A 22,851-nucleotide genomic window follows, 5' to 3' on the forward strand; every position below is an offset into this window, starting at 1 on the left:
CAGCCGCAGGCGGTCCGGAAACGCGAAAACCTCGCCCGAAACGAGCGGCGCGACCGGCTGGCGCCGGGGCGCGGGCGGGTGTATCAGGCTGGCGCAATGGCTATCATCGAACAGTCTCAGGCGGAGGACAAGCCTTACGGCACCTTCGCACCGCGGCGCGGTCTCTCGCGCATCATCGCCTGGACACGCTGCGCATCCGACAGCTTCCTGGGGCGCAAGGTCGCCTATGCGCTGCGCCGGCTCGGATTGCGCTCGCTCGACGGCCGGCCGGTCGACATCGAGGCGCTGGGCGCGAAGATGCGGCTCTATCCGGACGGCAATGTCTGCGAGAAGCGCGTTCTCTTCACCCCGCAATATTTCGATCCTCTGGAGCGCGGACTGTTGGCCGAGCGCCTGCGCGACGGCTTCCGTTTTATCGACATCGGCGCCAATATCGGGGCTTATTCGCTGTTCGTCGCGGCCAAGGCAGGGCCGAGCGCGCGGATCCTCGCAGTCGAGCCGCAGCCCGACGTGTTCGCGCGGCTTTCCTTCAACATCGCCCAGAACCCGTTCGGGACGGTCAAGGCGGTGGCCTGCGCGCTCGCCGACAAGCCGGGCGAGCTGACGCTCTTCATCGATCCGACGAATCGCGGCGAATCGAGCGTCCGCATCCTGCGCTCCAGCACCGGCACGACCGTGCGGGTGCCGGCGATGACGCTGCTCTCACTCGTCCAGAACGAGGGCTATGAGCGGCTCGATGCGATCAAGCTCGATGTCGAGGGCGCAGAGGACCTGATCCTGGAGCCGTTCCTGCGCGATGCGCCGGAGAGCCTGTGGCCGGGCTTCATCATCATCGAGGATTCGCGCCAGCGCTGGCAGAGCGACCTTGCCGCTTTGCTCACCCAGAGCGGTTACACGCTGCTGGCGCAGACGCGCCTCAACCTGGTCTATGAGCGCAAGGCCCCGCGAGGCTGAGGGGCCGCCGCCGACGGTCAGCGCATGGCGGCAGCGCCCCGCGCGCCGGGATTTCCCGAAAACCGCATTCCACTTTTCGGGCCGACGCTTTAGCTCTAGGACACGGAGCGGCGTGGCGAGGGAATCGTGCGCCGCCGGAGCCAGGAGCCGGCCATGACCGCAAGCGACACCACATCTTCCGCGGCGATCGTCACGGCCGCCATCCTCGTCATCGGAGACGAGATCCTGTCGGGGCGGACCAAGGACAAGAATATCGGCTATATCGCCGAATATCTCACCAATATCGGTATCGAGCTGCGCGAGGTCCGCGTCGTCGCGGATGTGGAGGAGGAGATCGTCGCGGCCCTGAACGCGCTGCGCTCCCGCTACTCCTACGTCTTCACCACGGGCGGCATCGGGCCGACCCATGACGACATCACCGCGGATTCGGTCGCTGCCGCCTTCGGTGTCTCGATCGACCATGACCCGCGCGCCATCGCCATGCTGTCCGAGCGCTTTCCGCCCGACCAGCTCAACGAGGCGCGGCTGCGGATGGCACGCATCCCGGCCGGCGCGGAGCTGATCGCCAACTCGGTCTCGAAGGCGCCCGGCTTCAATATCGGCAACGTCTATGTGATGGCCGGTGTGCCCTCGATCATGCAGGCGATGCTCGATGTCGTCGCCCCGACCCTGAAGACAGGGGTGAAGATCCTGTCCGACACGGTCCGGGCCGGCCTGCGCGAGGGCGACATCGGCACGGCGCTGGCCGAAGTGGCCAAAGCCCATCCGGATGTCTCGATCGGCTCCTATCCGTTCTTTTCGGAGACAGGGCCGGACACGAACGTGGTCGTGCGGTCGCGAGATGCCGACAAACTGGCCGAGGCGATGGTTGCGGTGAAGGCGATGATACAATCTGAGAGAGCAAAGATCGTGTTTTGAAGAAGCATAGACCGCAACCGATTGGGGAAATATACAACCTTACCCTTCGTTGCCTTCGACTTTAAGCTATTGCATCCGAGTTTTGAACTCGATTGACACGCAGTTTTGTTATTCTATTTGAGTATATTTGCCATTATTTTCGATTCTGAATAGCGTAAAGTTTTCGTCAACTATCTTGCCCCAATTTTGACTGGCCGCTGGTTCGGCGCTGGACGTTGCCGCCGGAGCGGCCGTTCCTGCCGAACGAGGCGGCGGGCCTTGAGATCGCTCGCGACGATGCGGCCTCATGTGGGAGAAACAGATGGGGCTCTTCTCGAATCCATTCGCCGACCGCCGCTCGGCGGGGCAGATCGCCGCCATCAACCGTTCCCAGGCCGTCATCGAGTTCGATCTCGACGGTCATATCCTCGACGCGAACGAGAACTTCCTGTCGGTGACGGGGTATTCCCTGGCCGAGGTAAAGGGCCGGCACCACAGCATGTTCATGCCGCCCGGCGAGGCCGACGCTCCGGCCTACAAGCAGTTCTGGGCCGATCTGGGCCGGGGCGAATTCGCGCGCGGCCAGTTCCTGCGGCTCGGCAAGGGCGGCCGGGAAATCTGGATCCAGGCGAGCTACAACCCGATCCTGGGCGCGGGCGGCAAGCCCGTCAGCGTGATCAAATACGCCTTCGACGTCACGGAGCAGAAGAACCGCCTCGCCGATCTGGAAAGCCAGCACAAGGCCATCGAGAAGGCCCAGGCGGTGATCGAGTTCGATCTGACGGGCAAGGTGCTGCACGCCAACGAGAATTTCCTGGCGGTGGTGGGCTATACGTTGCCGGAGATCGTGGGCCAGCATCACCGCATGTTCGTCGATCCGGTCGAGCGCGAGTCGGCGGCCTACAGGACCTTCTGGGAGCGGCTCGGCCGTGGCGAATACGACGCCGCGCAATATCGGCGTATCGGAAAGGGTGGGCGCGAGGTCTGGATCCAGGCGAGCTACAACCCGATCATGGATGCGCGCGGCCGGCCCTACAAAGTGGTGAAATTCGCGACCGACATCACGGCGAGTTTCAAGGGCCAGCAGCTGGAAGCGGCGGTGCGCGAGTCCGGCGAGGTCATCGCCCGCGCCAAGAACAAGGATCTGACCGGCCGCGTCGGACTCGCGGGCAAGGCTGGCGACGTCGCGTCGCTGTGCAGCGGCGTCAACGACCTGCTCGACACGCTGGCGGGCGTGGTCTCGTCCGTGCGCGACATTTCGGGCCGCATCGACGCGGCCTCGGCCCGGATCTCCTCCGACAGCGCGCAACTGGCCGAGCGCACCGAAGCGAATGCGTCGAGCCTGCAGGAGACTGCCGCTACGACCGAAGAACTCGCGGCCTCGGTCAAGCACAGCGCCGGTAATTCCCGCATGGCGGTGGCGCTCGGGCAGGAGGCGAGCCAGGTCGCGGCCCGTGGCGGCGCGATCGTGACGGAGGCTGTCGGCGCGATGGGGCGCATCGAGAAGGCATCCTCGGGCATCTCCGAGATCATCTCGATGATCGACGAGATCGCCTTCCAGACCAACCTGCTGGCGCTGAATGCCGCGGTCGAGGCGGCGAGGGCGGGCGATGCCGGCCGTGGCTTCGCCGTCGTTGCCTCGGAAGTGCGGGCGCTGGCGGCGCGCTGCAGCGAATCCGCCAGCGGGGTCAAGGCGCTGATCGCCAACTCGACCCAGCAGATCCAGGCCGGTGTCGGCCTGGTCAAGGATGCGGGTGCGACCCTGGGCGAGATCGTCGAGGCAGCCTCGAAGGTGGCGGCGACGGTCAGCGAGATCTCGATGGCGACGACCGAGCAGTCCAACGGTATCGACGAAATGGCGCGAACCGTTGCGCATATGGACGAACTCACCCAGCAGAATGCGCTGTTTGCCGAGCAGGGCGCGAAGGTCGCGCGGGAGCTGAGGCAGGATACGGCGGCGCTGAGCGGGATGGTCGCCGCGTTCACGCTCGAGGCGGGGGTAGGGCCAGATCGCGACGCGCGCGGTGCAGGCGCGGCCAGGCGGCAGGCACCGTCTCCGGAGCGGGTCGTCTCGATCGTCCCTCACTCGTCCCCGCGGTCCCCCGCGGCTTCGGATCGGACGCCCGCTCAGACAAGACGCCTCGCGGCGGGTGGGGCAGCCTCGGGCTGGTCCGAGTTCTGAAAGGCTGCCGCCGGTTCCCGCTTTCGGGGGATGGCGGCCGCATCTCCTCTTGCCAGAGGCGCGCCGATAGGGTTTCGGACAGGGCAGGCGCGCTCGCGCCAGCATCAGCCCGGAGCCCAGCGCCATGGCCGAACCGACCTCCAACAAGGCCTTCCCGGTGTCCTGGGACCAGTTCCACCGCGACGCCCGCGCGCTCGCCTGGCGGCTGGCCGAGAAGGGCCCGTTCGAGGCGATCGTCTGCATCACGCGGGGCGGGCTGGTTCCGGCCGCTATCATCTGCCGTGAACTCGGCCTGCGGCTGATCGAGACCGTCTGCGTCGCGAGCTATCACGACTACAAGAACCAGTCCGAGCTCAAGGTGCTGAAGGACGTGGCGCCCTCGATCAAGGCGATCGGCGACGGCCGGGGCAAGGGCGTGCTCGTGGTCGACGACCTGACCGACACCGGCAAGACCGCCCGCGTCGTGCGCGAGATGCTGCCCAACGCCCATTTCGCCACGGTCTACGCCAAGCCGGCCGGCGTGCCGACCATCGACACTTTCGTGACCGAGGTCAGCCAGGACACCTGGATCTACTTCCCCTGGGACATGGGGCTCGCCTATGTCGAGCCGATCGCCAAGGATCACAAGGGCTGAAAGGCCATAAGGCTGAAGGTGGGGCTGTTCAGCGCGTTCGGAGCGCTACACTCATTCCAGCGATCACCAGCAGCATGCCGGCGATCTCCAGCGCTGACGGATACTCGCCCAGCAGCAGCACACCTGCGAGCACGGTGACGACGGGGTTCAGCGGCAGGAACAGGGTGGCGCGGGCCGCCCCCAGCAATTGCACCGTTTTGGTGTAGAGAAACAGCGCGCCGACACCGACGATCGCGCCCTGATAGACCGCCTGCAATGCGATCGCTGGCCAGGCGATCTCGCCGAGTCGCATCGGCATGGTCAGCGCGACGATCGGCAGTACGAGCAGGGAGAGCAGGCAGGTTGCGATCGTGACATCAACCGCATCCGTGCCCCAGCGCCGGGCCAACAGGCCGAAGACCGACCACATCGCCGCATTGGCGACGAAGAAGAGGTCGCCGATCCAGGTATTCTCCTGTGGCCCTAGCGACCCGAAGGCCTGCCAGCCGAAGGCGCCGATGCCTGCAAGGACGAGCGCAAGCCCCAGCACGCGCCACGCCCCCGGACGCTCGCCCAGCACGGCGAAGGCCAATGCGACGGTCATGACCGGGATCAGGCCGGGCACGATGACCGAGGCATGCAAGGCAGGCGCGAAGGCCGCGCCGCCGACCAGAACGAGCGCATAGGGGGCGCCGGCGAGTGCGGTCAGGATCAGCGAACGCCGCCAACCAAGCTTGCCGATGGGGAATGGCCGCATCCGCCGCAGCGCGAGCGGCAGCAGCAGCAGAGAGGCGACCACAAAGCGCAGGACGGTTACGTCGGCCGCGGTCATGCCGTCTGCGACCGACTGGCGCGAGACGACCGCCTGCACGCCCCAGATTAGGCTGGTCAGCAATCCGCAGCCGATGCCGAGCCAAAGCCGGCGGCGCGCGATAGCCGCTGCCGCGACGGCAGGGGTGGCGGGTTGTGGCACGGAGAGCTTTCGCAGGGCAGGGGGGCGGAGCGGGCCAGAACCTGGCTCGGGGCCCGCTCCTATGGCGTATCGCACCGCCAGCGGGCAAGTCGCCGCGCCGTTGGGAAGGCGGTGGCCACCCCCGGCCGAAGCGCTTTGCTAGCTCGCGAGGAAGCGTTCGGCGGCTCGATGCAGGACCTGCATACCCAAAGCCAGATCCTCGTCCCGCGTGTTTTCGGTCCAGTGATGAGAGATGCCGCCGATCGAGGGGACGAAAAGCATTGAGGCGGGTATGCGTCGCGCGATGACCTGCGCGTCATGCCCGGCTCCCGACGGCATGGTCTGCCAGGCCGAGGGGGCGAGTTCCTCCGCCGCCTCCGACAAGGCCTGCATCATCGCCGGGTCGCACAGCGCCGGCACCATCTTGGAGAGCGGCGTGAGCGTGATCACACAGCGCTCCCGGCGGTTGGCCTCCTGCACCAGCGCCCGCAGACCCGCCTCCAACCGCTCAAGGACGGTCACGGAGACGTCGCGGAACTGGAAGAGGATTTCCGCACGTCCGGGAATGATGTTGGGGGCATCGGGGTCGAGCCGGAAGCGCCCCGTCGTCCAGGTGGTGCGTTGCCCGCAGATGCGCGGGAACTCGGCATCGATCGCGGCGAGCAGACGCACGGCGCTCAGGCCGGCGTCCTTGCGCTCCGCCATGGTCGTGCCGCCGGCGTGATCCTGCTGGCCCTCGACCACGATCCGCCATTGCCAGATCGCGACAATGCCGGTGACGACGCCGAGCCGCAGCCCGGTATTGTCGAGCTGTGTGCCCTGCTCGATATGCATCTCGTAGTAGCCCTTATGGCGACCGGGTTCGAGTTGCCGGCGCGGCAGGCCTTCGAGACCGGCGGCGCGCAGGGCGTCGCGCATCGGGGTACCGTCGGTGCGGTTTCGGGCGCGGTCGATATCGTCTTCCGTCAGATCGCCGATCAGCGAGCGGCTGCCCGGCAGGCCGATGCTGTAATGGCCTTCCTCATCGGCGAAGGCGCAGACATCGACGGGCAGTCCGGCGCGCGCCAGCGCCAGGCCTGCGACCACGCCGAGTGCGCCGTCGAGCCATCCGGCCTCGTTTTGCGATTCGATATGGCTGCCGACGAGCAGATGGGGACCGTCGCCGCGATGGCGCCCGTAGACATTGCCGATGCCGTCGATCGCCGTGTCGAGCCGGCACTCCGTCAGCTTCGCAACGAGCCAGTGGCGGGACTCCATGTCCTGCGGCGAATAGGTCGGACGATGGACGCCGGTCTTGAAGGTTCCGATTCTGCGCAGCTCGTAAAGATCCTGCAGAAAGGCGTCGGTATCGACCGGAAGCATGGCTGGATCGCTTTCAAGGCAAACGTACGGAGGACAAGGCGCGCGCGTCGCGACGAGACCGGCTGCGTCGCCTTTCGGTTATATCGGCCGAGCAAGACATATGCCGCCAGCCTTGGGGGGCGTGGCATATCGGCCCAGAACTTGCCTCACGAAGAAGCAGGGAGGCGAATGCCATGAACGATAGGGCGAAAGCTCCGATGGCGGCAGATGCGACCATGGAGCTAGCGGCGAAGCTCCAGACCGAGATCGTGCAGGCGCGCGCCGATTCGCCCGACGACCCCTTCGGCAATCCGGTTCTGCGCGTCACGCTCTGGCTGACGCGGCGGATGGACCGGGGCGAGCTCTCGGTCGAGGCCGCGCAGGAACTGGTGCGGTTGCTGGGCCGGGAGGCGCTGCGGCAGCGGGCGCGCCGCGTCGCGCGCTATGTCGGCTTGGCGGGCGAAGGTGAGCAGGCTTTCGCGGCGCTGGCCGAGCAACTGGCCGAGGCGGCGGCGACGCAGCCCGATCCGTTCGAGAGCTTCCGGGCGCGCGTGGAGCGCGTGCGCTTCGCCGCCGTCTTCACCGCGCACCCGACCTTCGGCATGAGCCGGAAGCTCGCCCATGCGCTGGCCGACCTTGCCTCGGGTGGCGATGCCGGCGACAGCGTCATCGACGATGCGGCGCTCTCCTTCCGGCCGGACGGGCGGATCACCCTGCAGGACGAGTTCGAGCAGGCCCGCTACGCGGTGCGCCATGCGCGCGATGCGATCGACCGGCTGAATGCGGCCGTGCTGCGGGTGGCGCGGCAGCGCTGGCCGGAGCGCTGGATGCAGCTCGCGCCGCGCCCGGTCATCCTCGCATCCTGGGTCGGTTGCGATACCGACGGGCGCACCGATATCGGCTGGTGGGACACGCTGCGCTATCGGCTCGAATCGAAGCAGGGGCAGTTCGCCCGCATCCTCGAGAAGCTCCCCGCCGTGCCCGCGACCGCCGCCGTGCGGGATCTGGTGGGGCAGGCGCAGGCGGCCGTCGAAAGACAGCTCGCTCTGGCGCCGCCGATCTCGACCCAGCCCGGCCTGCCGGCCATGCAGGCCTTCGCTCTGGCGCTGGTCAACGACCGCGAAGCGGCACTGCCCGACGCGGAGCCGCTGATCGCGGCACTGGACGAGGCGCTCGCCCGTTCCGACGACGACCCGACGACATTGGCGCTCTGCCTGGTGAAGGCCGGCTGCGTCGCGCATGGCGTTTCGATCGCGCTGCCGCATTTCCGGCTCAACGCCTCGCAGCTCCACAATGCGATGCGCGCCGTCATCCCGCTCGACGAGGAGCCGACCCAGCCGGCACAGCGGCGGGCCTTCCTGTCGGCGGTCAACGCTCTGCTCGGCAAGGTCTTGCCGATCGCGGTCGATTTCGGCGCGCTCGCGGCCGAGCGGGCCTCGGCGACGCGCATGCTGATGACGATCGCGCAGATCGTGAAGCATGTCGACGGAACGAGGCCGGTGCGTTTCCTCGTGGCGGAGACCGAGACCGGCTATACGCTGCTGTGTGCGCTCTGGCTCGCCAGCCGCTTCGGCATCGCCGACCGTGTCGAGATCTCGCCGCTGTTCGAAACCTCTGATGCGCTGGAGCAAGGCCCGCGCATCATCGACGAGGCGCTGCGCAGCCCGCATTTCCGCACCTATCTCAAGCGCCACGGGCGCTTTTGCGTCCAGTTCGGCTATTCCGATTCCGGTCGCTATATCGGACAGGTCGCTGCGACCTTCTTCGTCGAGCGGCTGCGCATCCGAATCTGCGAGCTTCTGGTGCGCTACGATCTCGCCGATGTCGAGCTGGTGATCTTCGACACGCATGGCGAATCGGCCGGACGCGGCGCCCATCCCGCCAGCCTCGCCGACCGGCTGGCCTATCTCGAACCCGCCTGGGCGCGGCAGGCTTTCGCCAAAGCCGGCGTCAAGACCGTGCGCGAGACCAGCTTTCAGGGCAGCGACGGCTACATGCTGTTCGGCACGCCGAAGCTGGCTGCGGCGACGGTCGGGCGCATCGCGGAAGCCGTGCTCGCGCCGGTCGATCAGCTGGCGCCCGACCCGGTCTATGACGAGCCGGATTTCGCGACCGAGTTCTTCCAGACCGTTCGCGAGGAGATGGTCAGCCTCGTCGACGATCCGGGCTATGCGGCGCTGATCGGCACCTTCGGCCCGTCGCTTCTCGACAAGACCGGCTCGCGCCCGGCCGCGCGGCAAAGCGATGCCGGTGGGCCGACGCGCATCCGCCACCCGCGCGAGTTGCGCGCCATTCCCAACAACGCGATCCTGCAGCAGCTCGGCTGGCTGGCGAACAGCGTCCATGGCATCGGGCAGGCGGCGTCGCGCGGGCCCGACCTGTTCAATGCGATGCGCGAGCGCTCCGACCGCTTCGACCGGGCCTATCGGTTGGCCGAACACGCGATGGCGGCGAGCGATCTCGACGTGCTGCGCGCCTATCTCGACACGCTCGACCCCGGAAGCTGGTTCGACCGGGCGCGGCGCACGGCGCGGCAAGGCCGCCGTGACGAGTTGCTCGCCGTGGCCGACGCGCTGGCGCGGCTCGAACTCGCGCCGGCGCTGAGGCGGCTGTTCTGGCGGCTGTCCTCGGATGCGCTGAAGCTGAAGGCCGCCGCCGGCGAAACGCCGGAGATGCCCGTCAGGCTCGTCGCGCTGCATGCGCTGCGGCTGGCGGCGATGCATGGCATCTGGCTGCGCGTGAGCCATATCCCGGATTTCCGCCCGCATGCGGGCCTGACCCGCGAGGCGCTGGTCGAGCGTCTGCTCCGGCTCGACGTTCCGGCCTGTCTCGCCTTGCTGGCGGAGATCTTCCCGCTGAAGCCCGACCCGACGATCGGGCTCGATTTCGGCGAGCCGCCGGGGCCGCGCGAGGCCGGCACCTATGAGGCGCTGCATCGCGACGTGATCGCGCCGATGCAGGCCCAGTTCGAGCTGCTACGCGAGATATCGGGCGCGATCCAGCATGAGATCGGGGCCTTCGGCTGAGCTTGAGGGCTCCATCCAAGCAGGCTTTCATTGCAACCCGGCTGGAGTGGCTTAGTTAGGAGCCAAGAGGAACGCCAGCCGGGAGCCGAGCCAAGCATGGCCGACGCCGATCGAGACCTGCCCGCCTTTGACGCCGCGGGCGCCCGTGTCAGCCTGTTTCGGGCCCTGCTGCAGGCGGTCTCGCGCCATGGCAAGGCGCGGATCGCGCTGGAGGATCCGGAGCGCAAACCGCTCAGCTACGGCAACCTCGTGCTCGGGGCCCTGGTGCTGGGCCGCAAGCTGGCTGGCCTGACGCAGCCGAAGGAGCATGTCGGCGTGCTGCTGCCGAATGTGCAGGCCATGGCGGTGACGCTGTTCGGGCTCACCGCCTTCGGGCGCGTGCCGGCGCTTCTGAACTTCACGGCCGGCGTCAAGAACCTGCGGGCGGCGGGAGAACTCGCCGAGCTGAAGACGATCGTCACCTCGCGCCGCTTCGTCGACCAGGCCAAGCTCGACGACGAGCTAGAGGCGCTCGGAGAGGGCAGGCGGATCGTCTTTCTCGAGGATCTGCGCAAGCAGATCACCAGCCTCGACAAGGCGCTGGGCGCACTGGCGAGCCTCGTGCCGGGGCTGGCGCATCGCGCCCATGAGGCGGGGCCGGACGATCCCGCCGTCATCCTCTTCACCTCCGGGACGGAGGGCAAGCCGAAAGGCGTGGTGCTGAGCCACGCCAATCTCGTCTCGAATGCGCGCCAGGTCTTCGCCCATGCGGCCGGCGCCATCTCGGAGCGCGACGTCTTCATGAACCCGTTGCCGGCCTTCCATTCCTTCGGGCTGACGGCGGGGCTGCTGGTGCCGCTGCTGCACGGCATGAAATGCGTGCTCTATCCGAGCCCGCTGCACTACAAGCAGGTGCCGAAGCTGATCGCAGAGACCGGCGCCACCTTCCTGCTCGCGACCGACACGTTTCTCCAGGGTTATGCCCGCGCCGCCGATCCGAACGACCTCAAGAGCGTGCGCTATGTCGTGGCCGGGGCCGAGCGGGTCAAGCCGGAGACGCGCCGGATGTGGGCGCCCTACGGCACCACGATCCTGGAAGGCTATGGCTGCACCGAGTGCTCGCCGGTGCTGGCCTGCAATACGCCTCTGGCGATCCGCGAGGGCAGCGTCGGGCGCCTGCTGCCCGGCATCGAGGCGAAGCTCCACGCCATGGAGGGCATCACCGAGGGCGGCAGGCTCTGCGTGCGCGGGCCCAATGTCATGGCCGGCTATCTCAGCGTTGAGCGGCCGGGCGTCGTGGTGGCCCCGGAGGATGGCTGGCACGATACCGGCGATATCGTCACGATCGAGGACGGCTTCGTCGTCATCCGCGGCCGCGCCAAGCGCTTCGCCAAGCTCGGCGGCGAGATGGTTTCGCTCGCAGCGGTCGAATCGATGATCTCGGGGCTGTGGCCCGACCAGAACCATGTCGTCGTGGCGCTGCCGGATTCGCGCAAGGGCGAGCAGCTCGTGCTCGTCACCGAGAAGCCCGATGCCGAACGCGGGGTGCTGCAGGAGACGGCGAAAGCCCAGGGCTTCCCGGAGCTGTGGGTGCCGCGCGCGATCCTGGTGACGAACTCGATCCCGGTGCTCGGCAGCGGCAAGATCGACTATGGCGCGACGCGGGAGCTTGCGGCCTCGCGGCGCGCGCTGCTGTGAGGCCACAATCATGGTTATGTTGCACCGCATGATCATGACCCCAGCTCTTTCGCTGGTCGCCGGCCTGCGGGCCGCAGCACTGGCTCCCGCCCTGTTCCTGGCCGCCCCGGCCGATCTCTCGGCCCAGACTTCGGGGCCGGTCTATGAGCGCCGCGATGAGTGCATCCAGGCCGGCCTGCTCACGACGGAGCAGTGCGAATTCGCTTATCGCAATGCCCGCGCCGAATTCGAACAGAAGGCGCCGCGCTATGCCTCGCGGGCGCTGTGCGAGCGCAACCACAAGCGCTGCGGCGCCCAGATGATCTCGGCCGGCGGTTGGGAGAGTTTCGGCAAGGGCGGTGCGACCTATGTCCCGCGCTTCACCGGGGTCCGGGTGACGGGCGAGGGAACTGCGCGGCGGGCCTGGCCGGTGGTCGAGGGCAATGGCCGCGCCGCCTTCGCGGGCCGGCCGGTGACGGAGCTGCAGGACAAGGTCGCCGGCCGGCAGGGCACGGTCGGCCTCGCCGCCACGCGCGGCGGACATGGCCATGCCGCGCAGCAGGGTGCCCCTTACGTGAAGCGTGGCGACCGCGACGACACGGTGCGCGTGCCGATGCAGCAGAAGGCGATCGGCTCCGACGTGGCGCCCGGCCTCTATGTCGATCCCGATGGCGTCGAATGGTACAAGCCGGCCCGGCGGAACTGAGCGTTCGCGCCGGACAGAAGCCGCTGGGCGTTGCTACCTCTGGCGCCGCTATCCTTTGGCCGCGCTTGCGCGCCGGCCCTGCGGCCGCTACCGCTCTCGTCCAGGCGGACGTGGCGAAACTGGTAGACGCAAGAGACTTAAAATCTCTCAGCCGCAAGGCTATGCGGGTTCGATCCCCGCCGTCCGCACCATCGGATCGGCTCTCGCCACTTCGCATCAGCGAGCGGCCTGCTTCCTGAACACCACGCTCAGATTATTCGCCGGCATCTCGACGATTTTAGGTTCGCCGAAGCCGGCTTCCGCCGCCAGCGCCGCGACCTCGTTCAGATCGCGCAGGCCCCATTCCGGGTTGCGCTCGCGCAGGCTGGCATCGAAGGCGGCGTTGCCCGGCTCCAGCGGGCGGTCTCCTCGCCTGAACGGGCCGTAGAGGATCAGCGACCCGCCCGGCGGCAACAGGTGGCCGGCATGGCGGAGCAGGCCCTGCGCTGCCGCCCAGGGCGCGATATGGATCATGTTGATGCAGAAGATCGCGGCCGGTGCGTGCTCCGACCGGAGGCTCGCGGGCCAATCCTCTGCGGCGGCGTCGATCCGCAGCGGCGGCAGGATGTTGCCGGCGCCGTCTTGTGCCGCCCAGGCACTGATGCTGGCGAGGGCATCGGGGTTCGGGTCGCTCGGCTGGAAGGCGAGGGCGGGCAGGGCGCCGGCGAAGTGGACGGCGTGTTCCCCGGAGCCACTGGCGATCTCCAGCACGATGCCGGTTGCCGGTAGCTCTGCGCGCAGGACGTCGAGGATGGCGTCGCGGTTGCGGGCGGCGGCGGGCGCGCGCAGGCGCCTGTCGTCCTGCGGATTGGCGTTGGCCGAAGGCTCCCATGGAGCAGGCTTGCGATCGGTCATGCGCGATCCTCCCGAATCTTTTTCGCCGCCCCATCGCCATGGGGCAATCATCGGCTATAAGGAAATCCGAAGCGGGCCGCCGACAAGCGCGGTTTCGCATGGCACGGACTGGTTTTGTTAACCGAGATACTGATCGTCGTGGCCCTGACCGTGATCAACGGTCTCCTTGCCATGTCTGAACTTGCCGTCGTCTCGTCCCGCCCGGCCCGACTCAAGGTTCTCAGCGACCAAGGCAACAAGGGCGCGACCACCGCGATCCGCCTTGCCGACAATCCGGGCCGCTTCCTGTCCACCGTCCAGATCGGCATCACGCTGGTCGGCGTGCTGTCGGGCGCCTTCTCCGGCGCGACGCTCGGAGCGCGGTTGTCGGAATGGCTGATGGCGCAGGGCTTCACGCCCGCGGTTTCGGACGGCCTGGGCGTCGGCCTCGTTGTCGTCGCGATCACCTATCTGTCGCTGATCGTCGGCGAACTCGTGCCCAAGCAGATCGCGCTGCGCGATCCCGAGCGGGTGGCGGCCCGCGTCGCGCCGGCGATGTCGTTGCTCTCCAGGATCGGCGCGCCGCTGGTCTTCCTGCTCGATATCTCCGGCAAGGCGGTGCTGGCCCTGCTCGGCCAGAAGGGCGAGTCCGAAGAGAAGGTCACGGAAGAAGAGGTCCGCACCATCATCGCCGAGGCGGAGACCGCCGGCGTGCTGGAGCGCGACGAGCGCGAGATGATCTCGGGCGTGATGCGCCTGGCCGACCGTTCGGCGCGGGCGCTGATGACGCCGCGCCGCGAGGTCGAGGTCATCGACCTCGCCGACAGCGCCGACGAAATCCGGGCGCAACTGCGCGCCACGCGCCGCTCGCGCCTGCCGGTGCAGGATGGCGAAGCCGATTCGATCATCGGTGTCGTCGTCGTCAAGGAACTGATCGATTTCCTCTCCGACGGGGGCACGCATGATCTGCGCGGGCTGGTCAGCGACGCGCCCGTGGTGATGGATACGGCTGGTGCGCTGCAGGTGCTGCGCGAGATCAGGGCGTCGCGCGTCCACATGGCGCTGGTCTTCGACGAGTACGGGCATTTCGAAGGCATCATCACGCCGGGCGACGTGCTTGAGGCGATCATCGGCGCCTTCCAGGAGGAAGAGGAGAGCGAACCGCCGATCGTGGCGCGGGCGGACGGCTCCTGGCTCGTCGCCGGTTGGATGCAGGTTGACGAATTCTCTCACGAACTCGGTATCCACATCCCGCGTGATGCCGATTTCCAGACGGTTGCCGGCTTCATCCTGGCCGAACTCAACCACCTGCCCAATGTTGGCGAGGTCTTCGAGAAGGGGCATTGGCGCTTCGAGGTCGTGGATCTCGACGGCCGCCGGATCGACAAGATCCTGGTCAGCCGGATCGATTGAACGCGGTACGGGCCGCGTTGACGGAAGCCGGCAAGGCATGATCTAAAGTCGGGCAAGGGGTTCACCGCGACGACCCCGTGAGGCTCCGGCCCAAGGCTCGCGTCCATATTCCTCATCTTCAGGATGGACGCCCATGTCTTCCAACATCGCGATCAGCGCTGCCCAATTGTCGAGGCTCATCGGCCTGCCCGACGCTCCGGTCATCATCGATGTCCGGATTCCGGAGGATGTCGCGGCCGATCCGCGCCTGCTGCCCGCTTCGGAGCAGCGTTCGCATACCGATGTTCCGGCATGGGCCGGGGCTTATGCGGGCCGGCGCGTCGTCGTATCATGCCAGCGCGGCCTGAAACTCAGCGAAGGCGCGGCCGCCTGGCTGCGCCATCAGGGCATCGCCGCGGAGAATCTGGCAGGTGGCTTCGAGGCCTGGCGCGATGCAGGTGGCCTGCTGGTGCGCAGTGAAAAGCTGCCGCCGCGCGATTCCCGTGGCCGCACCGTCTGGGTCACGCGGACGCGACCGAAGGTCGACCGGATCGCCTGTCCCTGGCTGATCCGACGCTTCGTCGATCGCGACGCCGTGTTCCTGTTCGTTTCGCCGTCGGAGGTGGCGGCGGTGGCGGAGCGTTTCGGGGCGACGCCGTTCGACATCGACGGGGTATTCTGGAGCCATCGTGAGGAACGCTGCACGTTCGACGTGATGATCGAAGAGTTCGGTCTTGCAAGCCCGGCGCTCGACCGGCTGGCTGCGATCGTGCGCGCCGCCGATACCGCCGCGCTGGAGCGCGCGCCTCAGGCGGCGGGGTTGCTGGCGGCTTCGCTGGGGCTGTCGCGCATGTTCAGAGATGATCTCGAGCAGTTGAACGCCGGCATGCTGCTTTATGACGCGTTCTATCGCTGGTGCCGGGATGCGAGCGAGGAAAGCCATAACTGGCCCGCCGGGCCGGCGATCTCGTAGGGCTGCGGGAATGAAGATCGTGACGACTGATAGAGGCATCGAGGCCCCTGCGGCATTGCCGACTTTGTCCGAGGCGACGCGCGTCTGGGCGCGGATCGGGCTGCTTTCCTTTGGGGGGCCGGCCGGGCAGATCGCGCTGATGCACAAGGAGCTGGTCGAGGAGCGGCGCTGGATCGGCGAGGAGCGTTTCCTGCATGCGCTCAACTACTGCATGCTGCTGCCGGGGCCCGAGGCACAGCAGCTCGCCGTCTATATCGGCTGGCTGATGCACCGGACCATCGGCGGGCTGGTCGCGGGGCTGCTCTTCATCCTGCCCGGCGCGGCCGTTATGCTAGGCTTGAGCATCCTCTATGTGCTCTACCGGCATGTGCCGCTCGTCGACGGGTTGTTCTTCGGGGTCAAGGCCGCGGTCCTGGCTGTGGTCATCGAGGCAGGCCTGCGGATCAGCCGACGCGCGCTCAAGAACAGGGCGATGGTGGCGATCGCGGTCGCTGCCTTCGTGGCGATCTTCCTGTTCAAGGCGCCGTTTCCGGCGATCATCCTGGCGGCCGGCATCGTCGGCTGGATCGGCCATTGGTTTGCGCCCAGATTGTTCGGGGCGCAGGCCGGCCATGGCAAGTCGGGCCCCGATGTGACGGGGCTCGTCGATGCGCTGTTCGCACGCGGCGAGCTCGACCATGTCCGGCCCTCGGCCGGCAAGGCGCTGCGGACGCTGGCGCTCTGGTTGCCGCTCTGGCTCGGGCCGGTGCTGCTGCTGCGGCTCTGGACCGGCAGTGGCAGTGTCTGGACGCAGCTCGGCAGCTTCTTCAGCACGATGGCGGTCGTCACCTTCGGCGGCGCCTATGCCGTGCTGGCCTATGTCGCCCAGGCGGCCGTTGAGACCCATGGCTGGCTGCTCGCCGGCGAGATGATCGACGGACTCGGCCTGGCGGAGACGACGCCGGGGCCCCTCATCCTGGTGCTGCAGTTCGTCGGCTTCCTCGCCGGGTTTCGCGCACCTGGCGATCTGCCGCCACTGCTGGCCGGCAGCCTCGGCGCCTTCCTGACGCTCTGGGTCACCTTTGCACCCTGCTTCTTCTGGATCTTCCTGGGCGGTCCCTATGTCGAGGCGCTGCGCGGCAACAAGGCGCTTTCGGCGGCGCTGGGCGCGATTACGGCGGCGGTCGTCGGCGTGATCATGAACCTCGCGCTCTGGTTCGGCCTGCATGTGCTGTTCAGGCAGGTGCGGCCGGTCGCAGTCCTCGGATTGTCGCCCGACTGGCCGGTGCTGGCGTCGCTCGACTGGCGGGCAGCGCTGCTCTCGGCCGCAGCCATGGTCGCGATGCTGCGCTTCAAGGCCGGGATGATCCCGGTTCTCGCGGCCTGTGCCGCAGCCGGGGTGGTGCTGACGCGGCTGGCGCCCTGAGCTCCGCGCTCACCGACGGGGCGGTTCGCCCTGCTCGATGATGCGGTATTCGGCGTCGACGATCTCTACATGCCCCGGCTGCCCGCGCTGCTGCGGGAACGACCCGGGCTGGCCGAAGCCCGCCGCCTTCATCCGGCTGCGCAGGCGCCAGACCGCGATCGAGCCGGCCACGGCGACGATCGGAATCAGGATCAGGGCCAGGCTGGCGGCGACCAGAAACAGCACCACGCCGATCACGAGGCTGCCCGCCATCGCAAGCCAGGCGGCCCAGCGCGGCATGCGGGCAGTGCGGCCGCCAAGCTGCTCGTAGAGATTGACGCGGATCATGTCGCCTTCGTCCGGTTGAGAGAGAGCTGAAACTAGGTACGAAATGCGGCGAAGACGAGATCACCAAACGTCAGGCCGCGTTGCTTTGTCAGGCCGCGCCGTTTTACGCATCGTGCCAATCATAGAGCCATTCGTAGCGGTCGCGCAGTCCGTCCGCTCCCAGGCGCCGGAGGACGATGTCCCGGCCGAGGCTCCAGGGCCGGCCGAGATGATAGGTCCGGCCATTGCCGCGGCTGACCTCCTGGACGCGGGCCACGCGGGCCGACCGGGCCGCCGCATAGGCCGCCATAGCGCCCGGCACGCCGCGCGCGCCCTCCGTCTGCAGCGCCTCCGCCAGCAGCCGGGCGAGTACGGCGGCGTCCTCGATCGCAAGCGATGCGCCCTGCGCGAGGAAGGGCAAGACGGGATGGGCGGCGTCGCCCAGCAGCGCGATCCGCCCCTTCGCCATTGCAGCCGGCTTGCGGTCGAACAGCGACCAGACCTGCCAGCCCGCGGCCGAGGCAACCAGTTCGCGCAGGCCCTGCGAGCCCCCGGCGACGTGGTCGGTCAAGACGCGTGCGTCGCCGTCGCGCGACCAGCCCTCACGGGCCTCCTTCGTCTGCCTGACCACGACGAGATTGGTCTCCCGGCCGGCCGCGACGGGATAGTGCACGGCGTGACGGCCGGAGCCGAGATGGAGGCTTACGCGGGGCCGGTCGGTCTTTGCGGTCGCCCTGTCGCCGGGCGCGAGCGCGCGCCAGGCCTCGTAGCCGGTGAAGATCGGCGCCGAGGTGTCGCCCGTCAGGTCGCGAATCCTTGACCACAGGCCGTCGGCGCCGATCAGGCCGAGGCCGTGGAAGCTCTCCCAATGGCCGTTCTGCCCAGTGAGGGTGGTCGAGACGCCGTCCTCGTCCTGGGTGACCTCCTGAATGCCGCGCCCGACCACGAGGCGGATATTGGGCATCGCCCGCGCGGCATCGAGCAGCACCGTGTGAAGGTCGTTGCGCTTCAGCAGCCGGAAGGGCGTCGGCAGCCGTTCCGGATGCGCGGGCATCTCCAGCAGGTCCCGGCCATCGCTCCAGCGCCGGATCAGCAGACCGTGCGAACTGACGCTGACGCGCTTCAGCGGCAAGGCGAGGTCGAGCGCATCGAGCACGCGCCCGGAATTGGGGGTGATCTGAAGCCCCGCGCCGAGCTCGCCGAAGCCGGTCCGCTTCTCAATCACGGTGACGGCGATGCCGCGGCGGGCCAGGGACAGTGCCATGGCCAGACCGCCGATGCCGGCGCCGGCAATCACGAAATGAGGAGCAGACAAAGCCAAACGCCTTCAACAGTCGGTTCGGGAGAGGCGCGGGGGCCCCTCAGAACCCGCGCCGCTATGGCCGTTTCAGGCCGCCTTGTTCAGGCCGCTCTGGCCGTCTCGTGATGGGCACATTCCGGCGGCGAGCAGGCATCGGCCTTCAGCGAGGCATCGTATTTGAACAGCGTCGAGCAATAGGGGCAGACGATCTCGTGGTCTGCGCCCATGTCGAGATAGACATGCGGGTGGTCGAAGGGCGGCTTGGCACCGATGCACATGAATTCATGCGCGCCAACATGGATGACGGCGACGCCGGCGTCGTTCTGGAAATGCGGAATGCCGTGATCGGCCATGATCGTCGCTCTTGCTTCGAGAGGTCTTGCCTCGTGATGTCGGCGCAAACTATCGCGCCGCGCCGGCTCGCGCCAGTGCGCGATTGTCTCAGCGCCGTTCCGCCGGGCGCAGGCAGGCCTGTGCGAGCGCCGCGATGCGGGCCTGCTCGGCTTCGGTGACCGCGTTGGCGCGGACATTGGGCCAGAGGCCCTCCCGCCTCAGCGAATCGACCGTGCAGGCGCAAAGGCGCTCGCAGGCATCGGCGCCAAGGCTGCCCTGCGCGCAGCTGCGCTGGCAGGAAAGCATGAAGGGCCGCTCCTCGGACGCCTGCCGCGCCGGCATGATCTGGAGCGCGAGCATCAGCAGGCCGATGAAGACGGGTTGGTGGACGAGATAGACGAGAAGGCTGTGGCGGCCGCCCCAGGCCACGAGCCGTGCCGGCCGGGAGGTGGCGCGCCAGCTGGCTGCGGTCGAGCCCTCGATCCGTGGCAGCGCCAGCCGCGCCAGCACGATTCCGCTCAGCACGCAGCCGAACCAGGGGAACACCGGCACGAAATCGGCCGTGACGATCGGCGCACGCGAGAAGCCGAGCCAGGCGAGGAGCGGCTCGTCGAGCAGTGGGTGGACGATGAGGAAGGGCAGGGCGAAAGCGATGACGGCGGCGCCTGCGACGGCGATCACCGGCAGGCGCAGGAAGGGCAGCGCCAGTAGGCTCGCCAGCGCGACATGGTGCAGGATGCCGAAGAAGATGAAACTCGGCCGCATCGCGACGAAGGTGCCAAGCGTCACCAGCGCGGCTGCCCCCGCGACCATGGCGAGGCGCACGAGCCAGGCGCGCCGGTTCAGGCCGTGGCGCGTCGCCAGCACGAGGCTGATTCCGACGAGCGTCAGAAACGAGCCCGCGATCAACCGCGCGAACCAGCGCCAGCCCGGCTCGGCCGGTACGTCGACATCGATCAGCCCGAAATAGGACAGGTCATAAGCGAAGTGGAAGACGAACATCGCAAGCAGCGCGATGCCGCGCGCCAGATCGACGAGTTCGAGGCGCGAGCGGGACGGGATATGTGTCGTGGCGAGTGTGGCGTCGCTCATGGCCGCCTTCATAGGCAGCTTGCGCCGGTGCCGCTACCCAAAGCGCGCCCGTCGTGGCAGGTGAGGGGCACCGCCCTCTGCCGATCGCAACGGTCCACCATGAAGAATTTCTCGTCCGACGGGGTCAACCTCGCCTTCATAGATCTCGCCCCCACAGGCGACGTCAACCGGCATGAGACGATCATGCTGGTCCACGGCTTCGGCTCCAGCCACATGGTCAATTGGGTCAACACGCAGTGGACGAAGACGCTGACCCATGCCGGGTACCGGGTCGTGGCGCTGGACAATCGCGGCCATGGCCAGAGCGAGAAGCTCTACGATCCCGCCGCCTATTCCTCGCAGATCATGGCCGAGGATGTGCGGCGGCTGATGGACCATCTCGACATCCCCCGCGCCTTCGTCATGGGCTATTCGATGGGGGCTCGGATCTCGGCGCATCTGGCGCTGGCGCATCCACAGCGGCTCAAGGCGCTGCTGCTCGGTGGACTCGGTATCCATCTGGTCGAGGGTGTCGGCTTGCCGCTCGGCATTGCGGACGCGATGGAGGCGCCGTCGCTCGACGTTCTCACCGATCCGATGCAGCGCATGTTCCGCGCCTTCGCCGAGGCGACGAAGAGCGATCTCAAGGCGCTGGCGGCCTGCATCAGGGGCTCGCGCCAGACATTGAGCGTGGCGGAGGTCGGACTCATCACAGCGCCGACGCTGGTCAGCGTCGGCACGAAGGACGATGTCGCTGGCTCCGGAGCCGAGCTGGCTGCGCTGATCCCGGATGCGGAATCCTTCGACATCGAGGGGCGCGACCATAATCTCGCGGTCGGCGACAAAAGCCACAAGCAGGCGGTGCTCGATTTCCTGTCGCGTTTGTGAGAATGAGCATATTGGTTAGAGCCGTGGCGCAAAATCCTGCAACGTCAATGTGTTGTCGACGGCCGTTCAAAGACTGAATCCGCCGCGCCCCACGCTGTTTCAGATCGGCCGTGCAATCACCTTTGGCGCGGATGACGCATCCGGTGCTAGTGTTTGCACCGCCAAACGAGCTTTCCCGGAGAACAACCATGTCGTCAGGGCGTTCCGTCGCAGAAGTCCGCGATCACGCGACCGGGCTCGACCGACTCGATCCTGTCTGGTCGCGGCTGCGCCGCGAGGCCGAGGCCGCAGTCGCCGCCGAGCCCTCGCTCGGCAGCCTGATCGTCGCGTCCGTGCTGAACCAGCCGAGCTTCGAGGCCGCGGTCGGTCATCGCGTCGCGGCGAGGCTTGGCCATCCGGCTGTTGCTGCCGACCTGATCGAGCAGGCTTTCGCCGAGGCGCTGGCGGCCGACGAGGCGGTGGGCCAAGGCATGCGCGCCGACGTGCTCGCGGTGCTCGACCGTGATCCGGCGTGCTACCGGGTGCTCGAGCCGGTGCTGTTCTTCAAGGGCTTTCACGCCCTGCAATGCCACCGGCTGGCGCATTGGCTGTGGCGGCAGGAACGGCGCGATTTCGCGCTCTATCTCCAGAGTCGCTCCTCGGAGGTCTTCCAGACCGACATCAATCCGGCCGCGCAGATCGGCAAGGGGATCTTCCTCGACCATGCCACCGGCCTCGTCGTCGGCGAGACGACGGTGATCGAGGACGATGTCTCGATGCTGCAGGATGTGACGCTGGGCGGCACCGGCAAGCAGGGCGGCGACCGGCATCCCAAGATCCGCAAGGGTGTGCTGATCGGCGCCGGAGCCAAGATCCTCGGCAATATCGAGATCGGACAATGCGCCCGCGTTGCGGCAGGCTCGGTCGTGCTGGCGGCGGTGCCGCGCAACAAGACGGTGGCAGGCGTTCCGGCGAAGGTCGTGGGCGAGGCCGGCTGTGCCGAGCCGTCGCGTTCGATGGACCAGATTCTGGCGGGTGACACCGGCGCCAACATCTGAGCTGCCTGGGAGCCTAGGACGCCGATGCGGCCAGCCATGCGGCGATCTCCGCCTGTCGCGGATGGACCTGTCCTGCCGGTGCCGGAATGAGCGTCAGCCGGTCGCGAAGCGGCAGGGCCATGGGGAAGGGCGCGACGAGTCTGCCATCGGCGAGATGGCGTCCGATCAGGCTGGTGCGGCCCATCAGCACGCCTGAACTCGACAGGGCCGCGTCCAGCGCCAGGCTGTAGAGCGAAAAGCTCGGCCCGCGCGTCGCATCGACATCGGCGCCGCCGCCGGCGAAGGCGAGCCAGCGCGCCCAGTCGCCGCGCCAGACCGCGTCGTGCAACAGCGCATGGCCGGCCAGGTCCGGGAGATTCGCGATCGTCTTGGCTAGGGCGGGGGTGCAGACCGGCAGAATCGCGTCGGCTTCTGGAACCGCGATACCGTCGGTGGCGGCACCGGGCTCATGGTAGAAGATCGCGAGGTCGTGCGGTTCGCGGCGTGGATCGGGCGGCTGTTCCATCGCCGAAATCGAGATCTGCAGGTCCGGCCAGACGTGCTGCAACTCCGCCAGCCGCGGCGACAGCCAGAGCTGCGCGATGCAGGGCAAGGCCGCGATCGTCAGCGCGCGGCTGCCATTGCTTTCGCGCAGGCCCTGGACCGCATGCGCCAGCGTATCGAAGCCGCGCGTCACCCTCGGCAGCACGTCCCGGGCCGCATCGGTCGGGATGACACCCTGGGCGAGCCTTCGAAACAGTTTCAGGCCGAGCCAGGCCTCGAGCTGCCGGATCTGCTGGGTCACGGCGCCCGGCGTGACGCTGAGTTCGTCGGCTGCCTTGACGAAGCTTTCGAGACGCGCCGCGGCCTCGAAGGCCCGCAGCGCGTTGAGCGAGGGCAGGCGCGGGCGGGGCGGCTTGACGGGCATGGCGATGCGTCCAGGCGGAAGGCTGAGATTTCCTCCGCC

At 67.9% G+C, this 22,851-nt stretch carries 20 protein-coding genes and 1 tRNA gene; 13 read left to right on the forward strand and 8 right to left on the reverse strand.

What is annotated here, in order from left to right:
• The first annotated feature begins 96 nt into the window (after window positions 1-96).
• The 4 genes from C8D03_RS19870 (at window position 97) to gpt (ending at window position 4,667) form a co-directional block, all read left to right on the forward strand.
• Window positions 97-954, forward strand: coding sequence for an FkbM family methyltransferase (locus C8D03_RS19870; RefSeq protein WP_108051841.1), 858 nt, complete (start codon window positions 97-99; stop codon window positions 952-954).
• A gap of 153 nt (window positions 955-1,107) precedes the next feature.
• Entirely contained in the window at window positions 1,108-1,872 is a 765-nt protein-coding gene (locus C8D03_RS19875) for a competence/damage-inducible protein A (protein ID WP_108048997.1), read from the forward strand.
• Between the two features lie 301 nt (window positions 1,873-2,173).
• A complete protein-coding gene (locus tag C8D03_RS19880) occupies window positions 2,174-4,033 on the forward strand; it encodes a methyl-accepting chemotaxis protein (RefSeq protein WP_181301118.1) in 1,860 nt (619 codons plus the stop codon).
• Window positions 4,034-4,157: 124 nt separating this feature from the next.
• Entirely contained in the window at window positions 4,158-4,667 is a 510-nt protein-coding gene (gene gpt, locus C8D03_RS19885; protein ID WP_108049001.1) for a xanthine phosphoribosyltransferase, read from the forward strand.
• Window positions 4,668-4,695: 28 nt separating this feature from the next.
• Here the strand turns inward: gpt and C8D03_RS19890 are convergent, their stop codons facing one another.
• Window positions 4,696-5,619 (reverse strand): DMT family transporter, encoded by a 924-nt coding sequence (locus C8D03_RS19890; RefSeq protein WP_146170239.1) that lies wholly within the window; start codon window positions 5,617-5,619, stop codon window positions 4,696-4,698.
• Window positions 5,620-5,757: 138 nt separating this feature from the next.
• Window positions 5,758-6,960, reverse strand: coding sequence for a Zn-dependent hydrolase (locus C8D03_RS19895; protein WP_108049005.1), 1,203 nt, complete (start codon window positions 6,958-6,960; stop codon window positions 5,758-5,760).
• A gap of 173 nt (window positions 6,961-7,133) precedes the next feature.
• On the opposite strand from C8D03_RS19895, the gene C8D03_RS19900 reads away from it, so the two are divergent.
• The 4 genes from C8D03_RS19900 to C8D03_RS19915 all read left to right on the forward strand — a co-directional run bounded on the left by C8D03_RS19900 (window position 7,134) and on the right by C8D03_RS19915 (window position 12,518).
• A complete protein-coding gene (locus C8D03_RS19900) occupies window positions 7,134-9,965 on the forward strand; it encodes a phosphoenolpyruvate carboxylase (RefSeq protein WP_108049007.1) in 2,832 nt (943 codons plus the stop codon).
• Window positions 9,966-10,061: 96 nt separating this feature from the next.
• Window positions 10,062-11,642: an AMP-binding protein gene (locus tag C8D03_RS19905; protein WP_248308541.1), complete on the forward strand. Its 1,581-nt coding sequence runs from the start codon at window positions 10,062-10,064 to the stop codon at window positions 11,640-11,642.
• Window positions 11,643-11,670: 28 nt separating this feature from the next.
• Entirely contained in the window at window positions 11,671-12,327 is a 657-nt protein-coding gene (locus tag C8D03_RS19910; protein WP_181301122.1) for a DUF1190 domain-containing protein, read from the forward strand.
• A 104-nt stretch (window positions 12,328-12,431) separates the two neighbouring features.
• Window positions 12,432-12,518 (forward strand) — tRNA-Leu (locus C8D03_RS19915).
• Window positions 12,519-12,543: 25 nt separating this feature from the next.
• On the opposite strand, the gene C8D03_RS19920 is transcribed toward C8D03_RS19915, so the two are convergent.
• Window positions 12,544-13,221, reverse strand: a complete 678-nt coding sequence (locus C8D03_RS19920) for a DUF938 domain-containing protein (protein WP_108049012.1) — start codon at window positions 13,219-13,221, stop codon at window positions 12,544-12,546.
• A 129-nt stretch (window positions 13,222-13,350) separates the two neighbouring features.
• Between C8D03_RS19920 and C8D03_RS19925 the strand changes: the two genes are divergently transcribed.
• From C8D03_RS19925 to chrA, 3 genes are all read left to right on the forward strand, one after another.
• Window positions 13,351-14,613, forward strand: coding sequence for a hemolysin family protein (locus C8D03_RS19925; protein ID WP_181301338.1), 1,263 nt, complete (start codon window positions 13,351-13,353; stop codon window positions 14,611-14,613).
• A gap of 133 nt (window positions 14,614-14,746) precedes the next feature.
• Window positions 14,747-15,565 (forward strand): chromate resistance protein ChrB domain-containing protein, encoded by an 819-nt coding sequence (locus C8D03_RS19930; protein WP_108049016.1) that lies wholly within the window; start codon window positions 14,747-14,749, stop codon window positions 15,563-15,565.
• Between the two features lie 10 nt (window positions 15,566-15,575).
• Window positions 15,576-16,970, forward strand: coding sequence for a chromate efflux transporter (chrA, locus tag C8D03_RS19935; protein ID WP_108049018.1), 1,395 nt, complete (start codon window positions 15,576-15,578; stop codon window positions 16,968-16,970).
• A 9-nt stretch (window positions 16,971-16,979) separates the two neighbouring features.
• Here the strand turns inward: chrA and C8D03_RS19940 are convergent, their stop codons facing one another.
• From C8D03_RS19940 to C8D03_RS19955, 4 genes are all read right to left on the reverse strand, one after another.
• Complete coding sequence (locus C8D03_RS19940; protein ID WP_108049020.1) at window positions 16,980-17,297, reverse strand: hypothetical protein; 318 nt, start codon at window positions 17,295-17,297, stop codon at window positions 16,980-16,982.
• A gap of 103 nt (window positions 17,298-17,400) precedes the next feature.
• Complete coding sequence (locus C8D03_RS19945; protein ID WP_181301124.1) at window positions 17,401-18,540, reverse strand: FAD-dependent monooxygenase; 1,140 nt, start codon at window positions 18,538-18,540, stop codon at window positions 17,401-17,403.
• Between the two features lie 137 nt (window positions 18,541-18,677).
• Complete coding sequence (locus C8D03_RS19950) at window positions 18,678-18,929, reverse strand: zinc-finger domain-containing protein (protein ID WP_108049024.1); 252 nt, start codon at window positions 18,927-18,929, stop codon at window positions 18,678-18,680.
• 88 nt (window positions 18,930-19,017) lie between these two features.
• Window positions 19,018-20,001 (reverse strand): heparan-alpha-glucosaminide N-acetyltransferase, encoded by a 984-nt coding sequence (locus C8D03_RS19955; protein ID WP_181301126.1) that lies wholly within the window; start codon window positions 19,999-20,001, stop codon window positions 19,018-19,020.
• A gap of 99 nt (window positions 20,002-20,100) precedes the next feature.
• Here C8D03_RS19955 and C8D03_RS19960 point away from each other — a divergent pair, with 99 nt between their 5' ends.
• On the forward strand, window positions 20,101-20,868 hold the full coding sequence (locus C8D03_RS19960; protein ID WP_108049028.1) for an alpha/beta fold hydrolase: 768 nt from the start codon (window positions 20,101-20,103) through the stop codon (window positions 20,866-20,868).
• A gap of 188 nt (window positions 20,869-21,056) precedes the next feature.
• Window positions 21,057-21,905, forward strand: a complete 849-nt coding sequence (gene cysE, locus C8D03_RS19965) for a serine O-acetyltransferase (RefSeq protein ID WP_108049030.1) — start codon at window positions 21,057-21,059, stop codon at window positions 21,903-21,905.
• 13 nt (window positions 21,906-21,918) lie between these two features.
• Here cysE and C8D03_RS19970 read toward each other — a convergent pair whose 3' ends face one another.
• A complete protein-coding gene (locus C8D03_RS19970; protein WP_108049032.1) occupies window positions 21,919-22,812 on the reverse strand; it encodes a LysR family transcriptional regulator in 894 nt (297 codons plus the stop codon).
• Between the last annotated feature and the right edge of the window lie 39 nt (window positions 22,813-22,851).

This window comes from Bosea sp. 124 (assembly GCF_003046175.1).
In the GTDB taxonomy this organism is placed as follows: Bacteria; Pseudomonadota; Alphaproteobacteria; order Rhizobiales; family Beijerinckiaceae; genus Allobosea.

What these genes read in the sequence shown, in the direction of transcription:
- C8D03_RS19870 (WP_108051841.1), top strand. Translation starts at nt 97, where the DNA reads ATGGCTATCATCGAACAGTCTCAGGCGGAGGACAAGCCTTACGGCACC.
- C8D03_RS19875 (WP_108048997.1), top strand. Translation starts at nt 1,108, where the DNA reads ATGACCGCAAGCGACACCACATCTTCCGCGGCGATCGTCACGGCCGCC.
- C8D03_RS19880 (WP_181301118.1), top strand. Translation starts at nt 2,174, where the DNA reads ATGGGGCTCTTCTCGAATCCATTCGCCGACCGCCGCTCGGCGGGGCAG.
- gpt (WP_108049001.1), top strand. Translation starts at nt 4,158, where the DNA reads ATGGCCGAACCGACCTCCAACAAGGCCTTCCCGGTGTCCTGGGACCAG.
- C8D03_RS19895 (WP_108049005.1), bottom strand. Translation starts at nt 6,960, where the DNA reads ATGCTTCCGGTCGATACCGACGCCTTTCTGCAGGATCTTTACGAGCTG.
- C8D03_RS19900 (WP_108049007.1), top strand. Translation starts at nt 7,134, where the DNA reads ATGAACGATAGGGCGAAAGCTCCGATGGCGGCAGATGCGACCATGGAG.
- C8D03_RS19905 (WP_248308541.1), top strand. Translation starts at nt 10,062, where the DNA reads ATGGCCGACGCCGATCGAGACCTGCCCGCCTTTGACGCCGCGGGCGCC.
- C8D03_RS19910 (WP_181301122.1), top strand. Translation starts at nt 11,671, where the DNA reads ATGATCATGACCCCAGCTCTTTCGCTGGTCGCCGGCCTGCGGGCCGCA.
- C8D03_RS19920 (WP_108049012.1), bottom strand. Translation starts at nt 13,221, where the DNA reads ATGACCGATCGCAAGCCTGCTCCATGGGAGCCTTCGGCCAACGCCAAT.
- C8D03_RS19930 (WP_108049016.1), top strand. Translation starts at nt 14,747, where the DNA reads ATGTCTTCCAACATCGCGATCAGCGCTGCCCAATTGTCGAGGCTCATC.
- chrA (WP_108049018.1), top strand. Translation starts at nt 15,576, where the DNA reads ATGAAGATCGTGACGACTGATAGAGGCATCGAGGCCCCTGCGGCATTG.
- C8D03_RS19940 (WP_108049020.1), bottom strand. Translation starts at nt 17,297, where the DNA reads ATGATCCGCGTCAATCTCTACGAGCAGCTTGGCGGCCGCACTGCCCGC.
- C8D03_RS19945 (WP_181301124.1), bottom strand. Translation starts at nt 18,540, where the DNA reads ATGGCACTGTCCCTGGCCCGCCGCGGCATCGCCGTCACCGTGATTGAG.
- C8D03_RS19950 (WP_108049024.1), bottom strand. Translation starts at nt 18,929, where the DNA reads ATGGCCGATCACGGCATTCCGCATTTCCAGAACGACGCCGGCGTCGCC.
- C8D03_RS19955 (WP_181301126.1), bottom strand. Translation starts at nt 20,001, where the DNA reads ATGAGCGACGCCACACTCGCCACGACACATATCCCGTCCCGCTCGCGC.
- C8D03_RS19960 (WP_108049028.1), top strand. Translation starts at nt 20,101, where the DNA reads ATGAAGAATTTCTCGTCCGACGGGGTCAACCTCGCCTTCATAGATCTC.
- cysE (WP_108049030.1), top strand. Translation starts at nt 21,057, where the DNA reads ATGTCGTCAGGGCGTTCCGTCGCAGAAGTCCGCGATCACGCGACCGGG.
- C8D03_RS19970 (WP_108049032.1), bottom strand. Translation starts at nt 22,812, where the DNA reads ATGCCCGTCAAGCCGCCCCGCCCGCGCCTGCCCTCGCTCAACGCGCTG.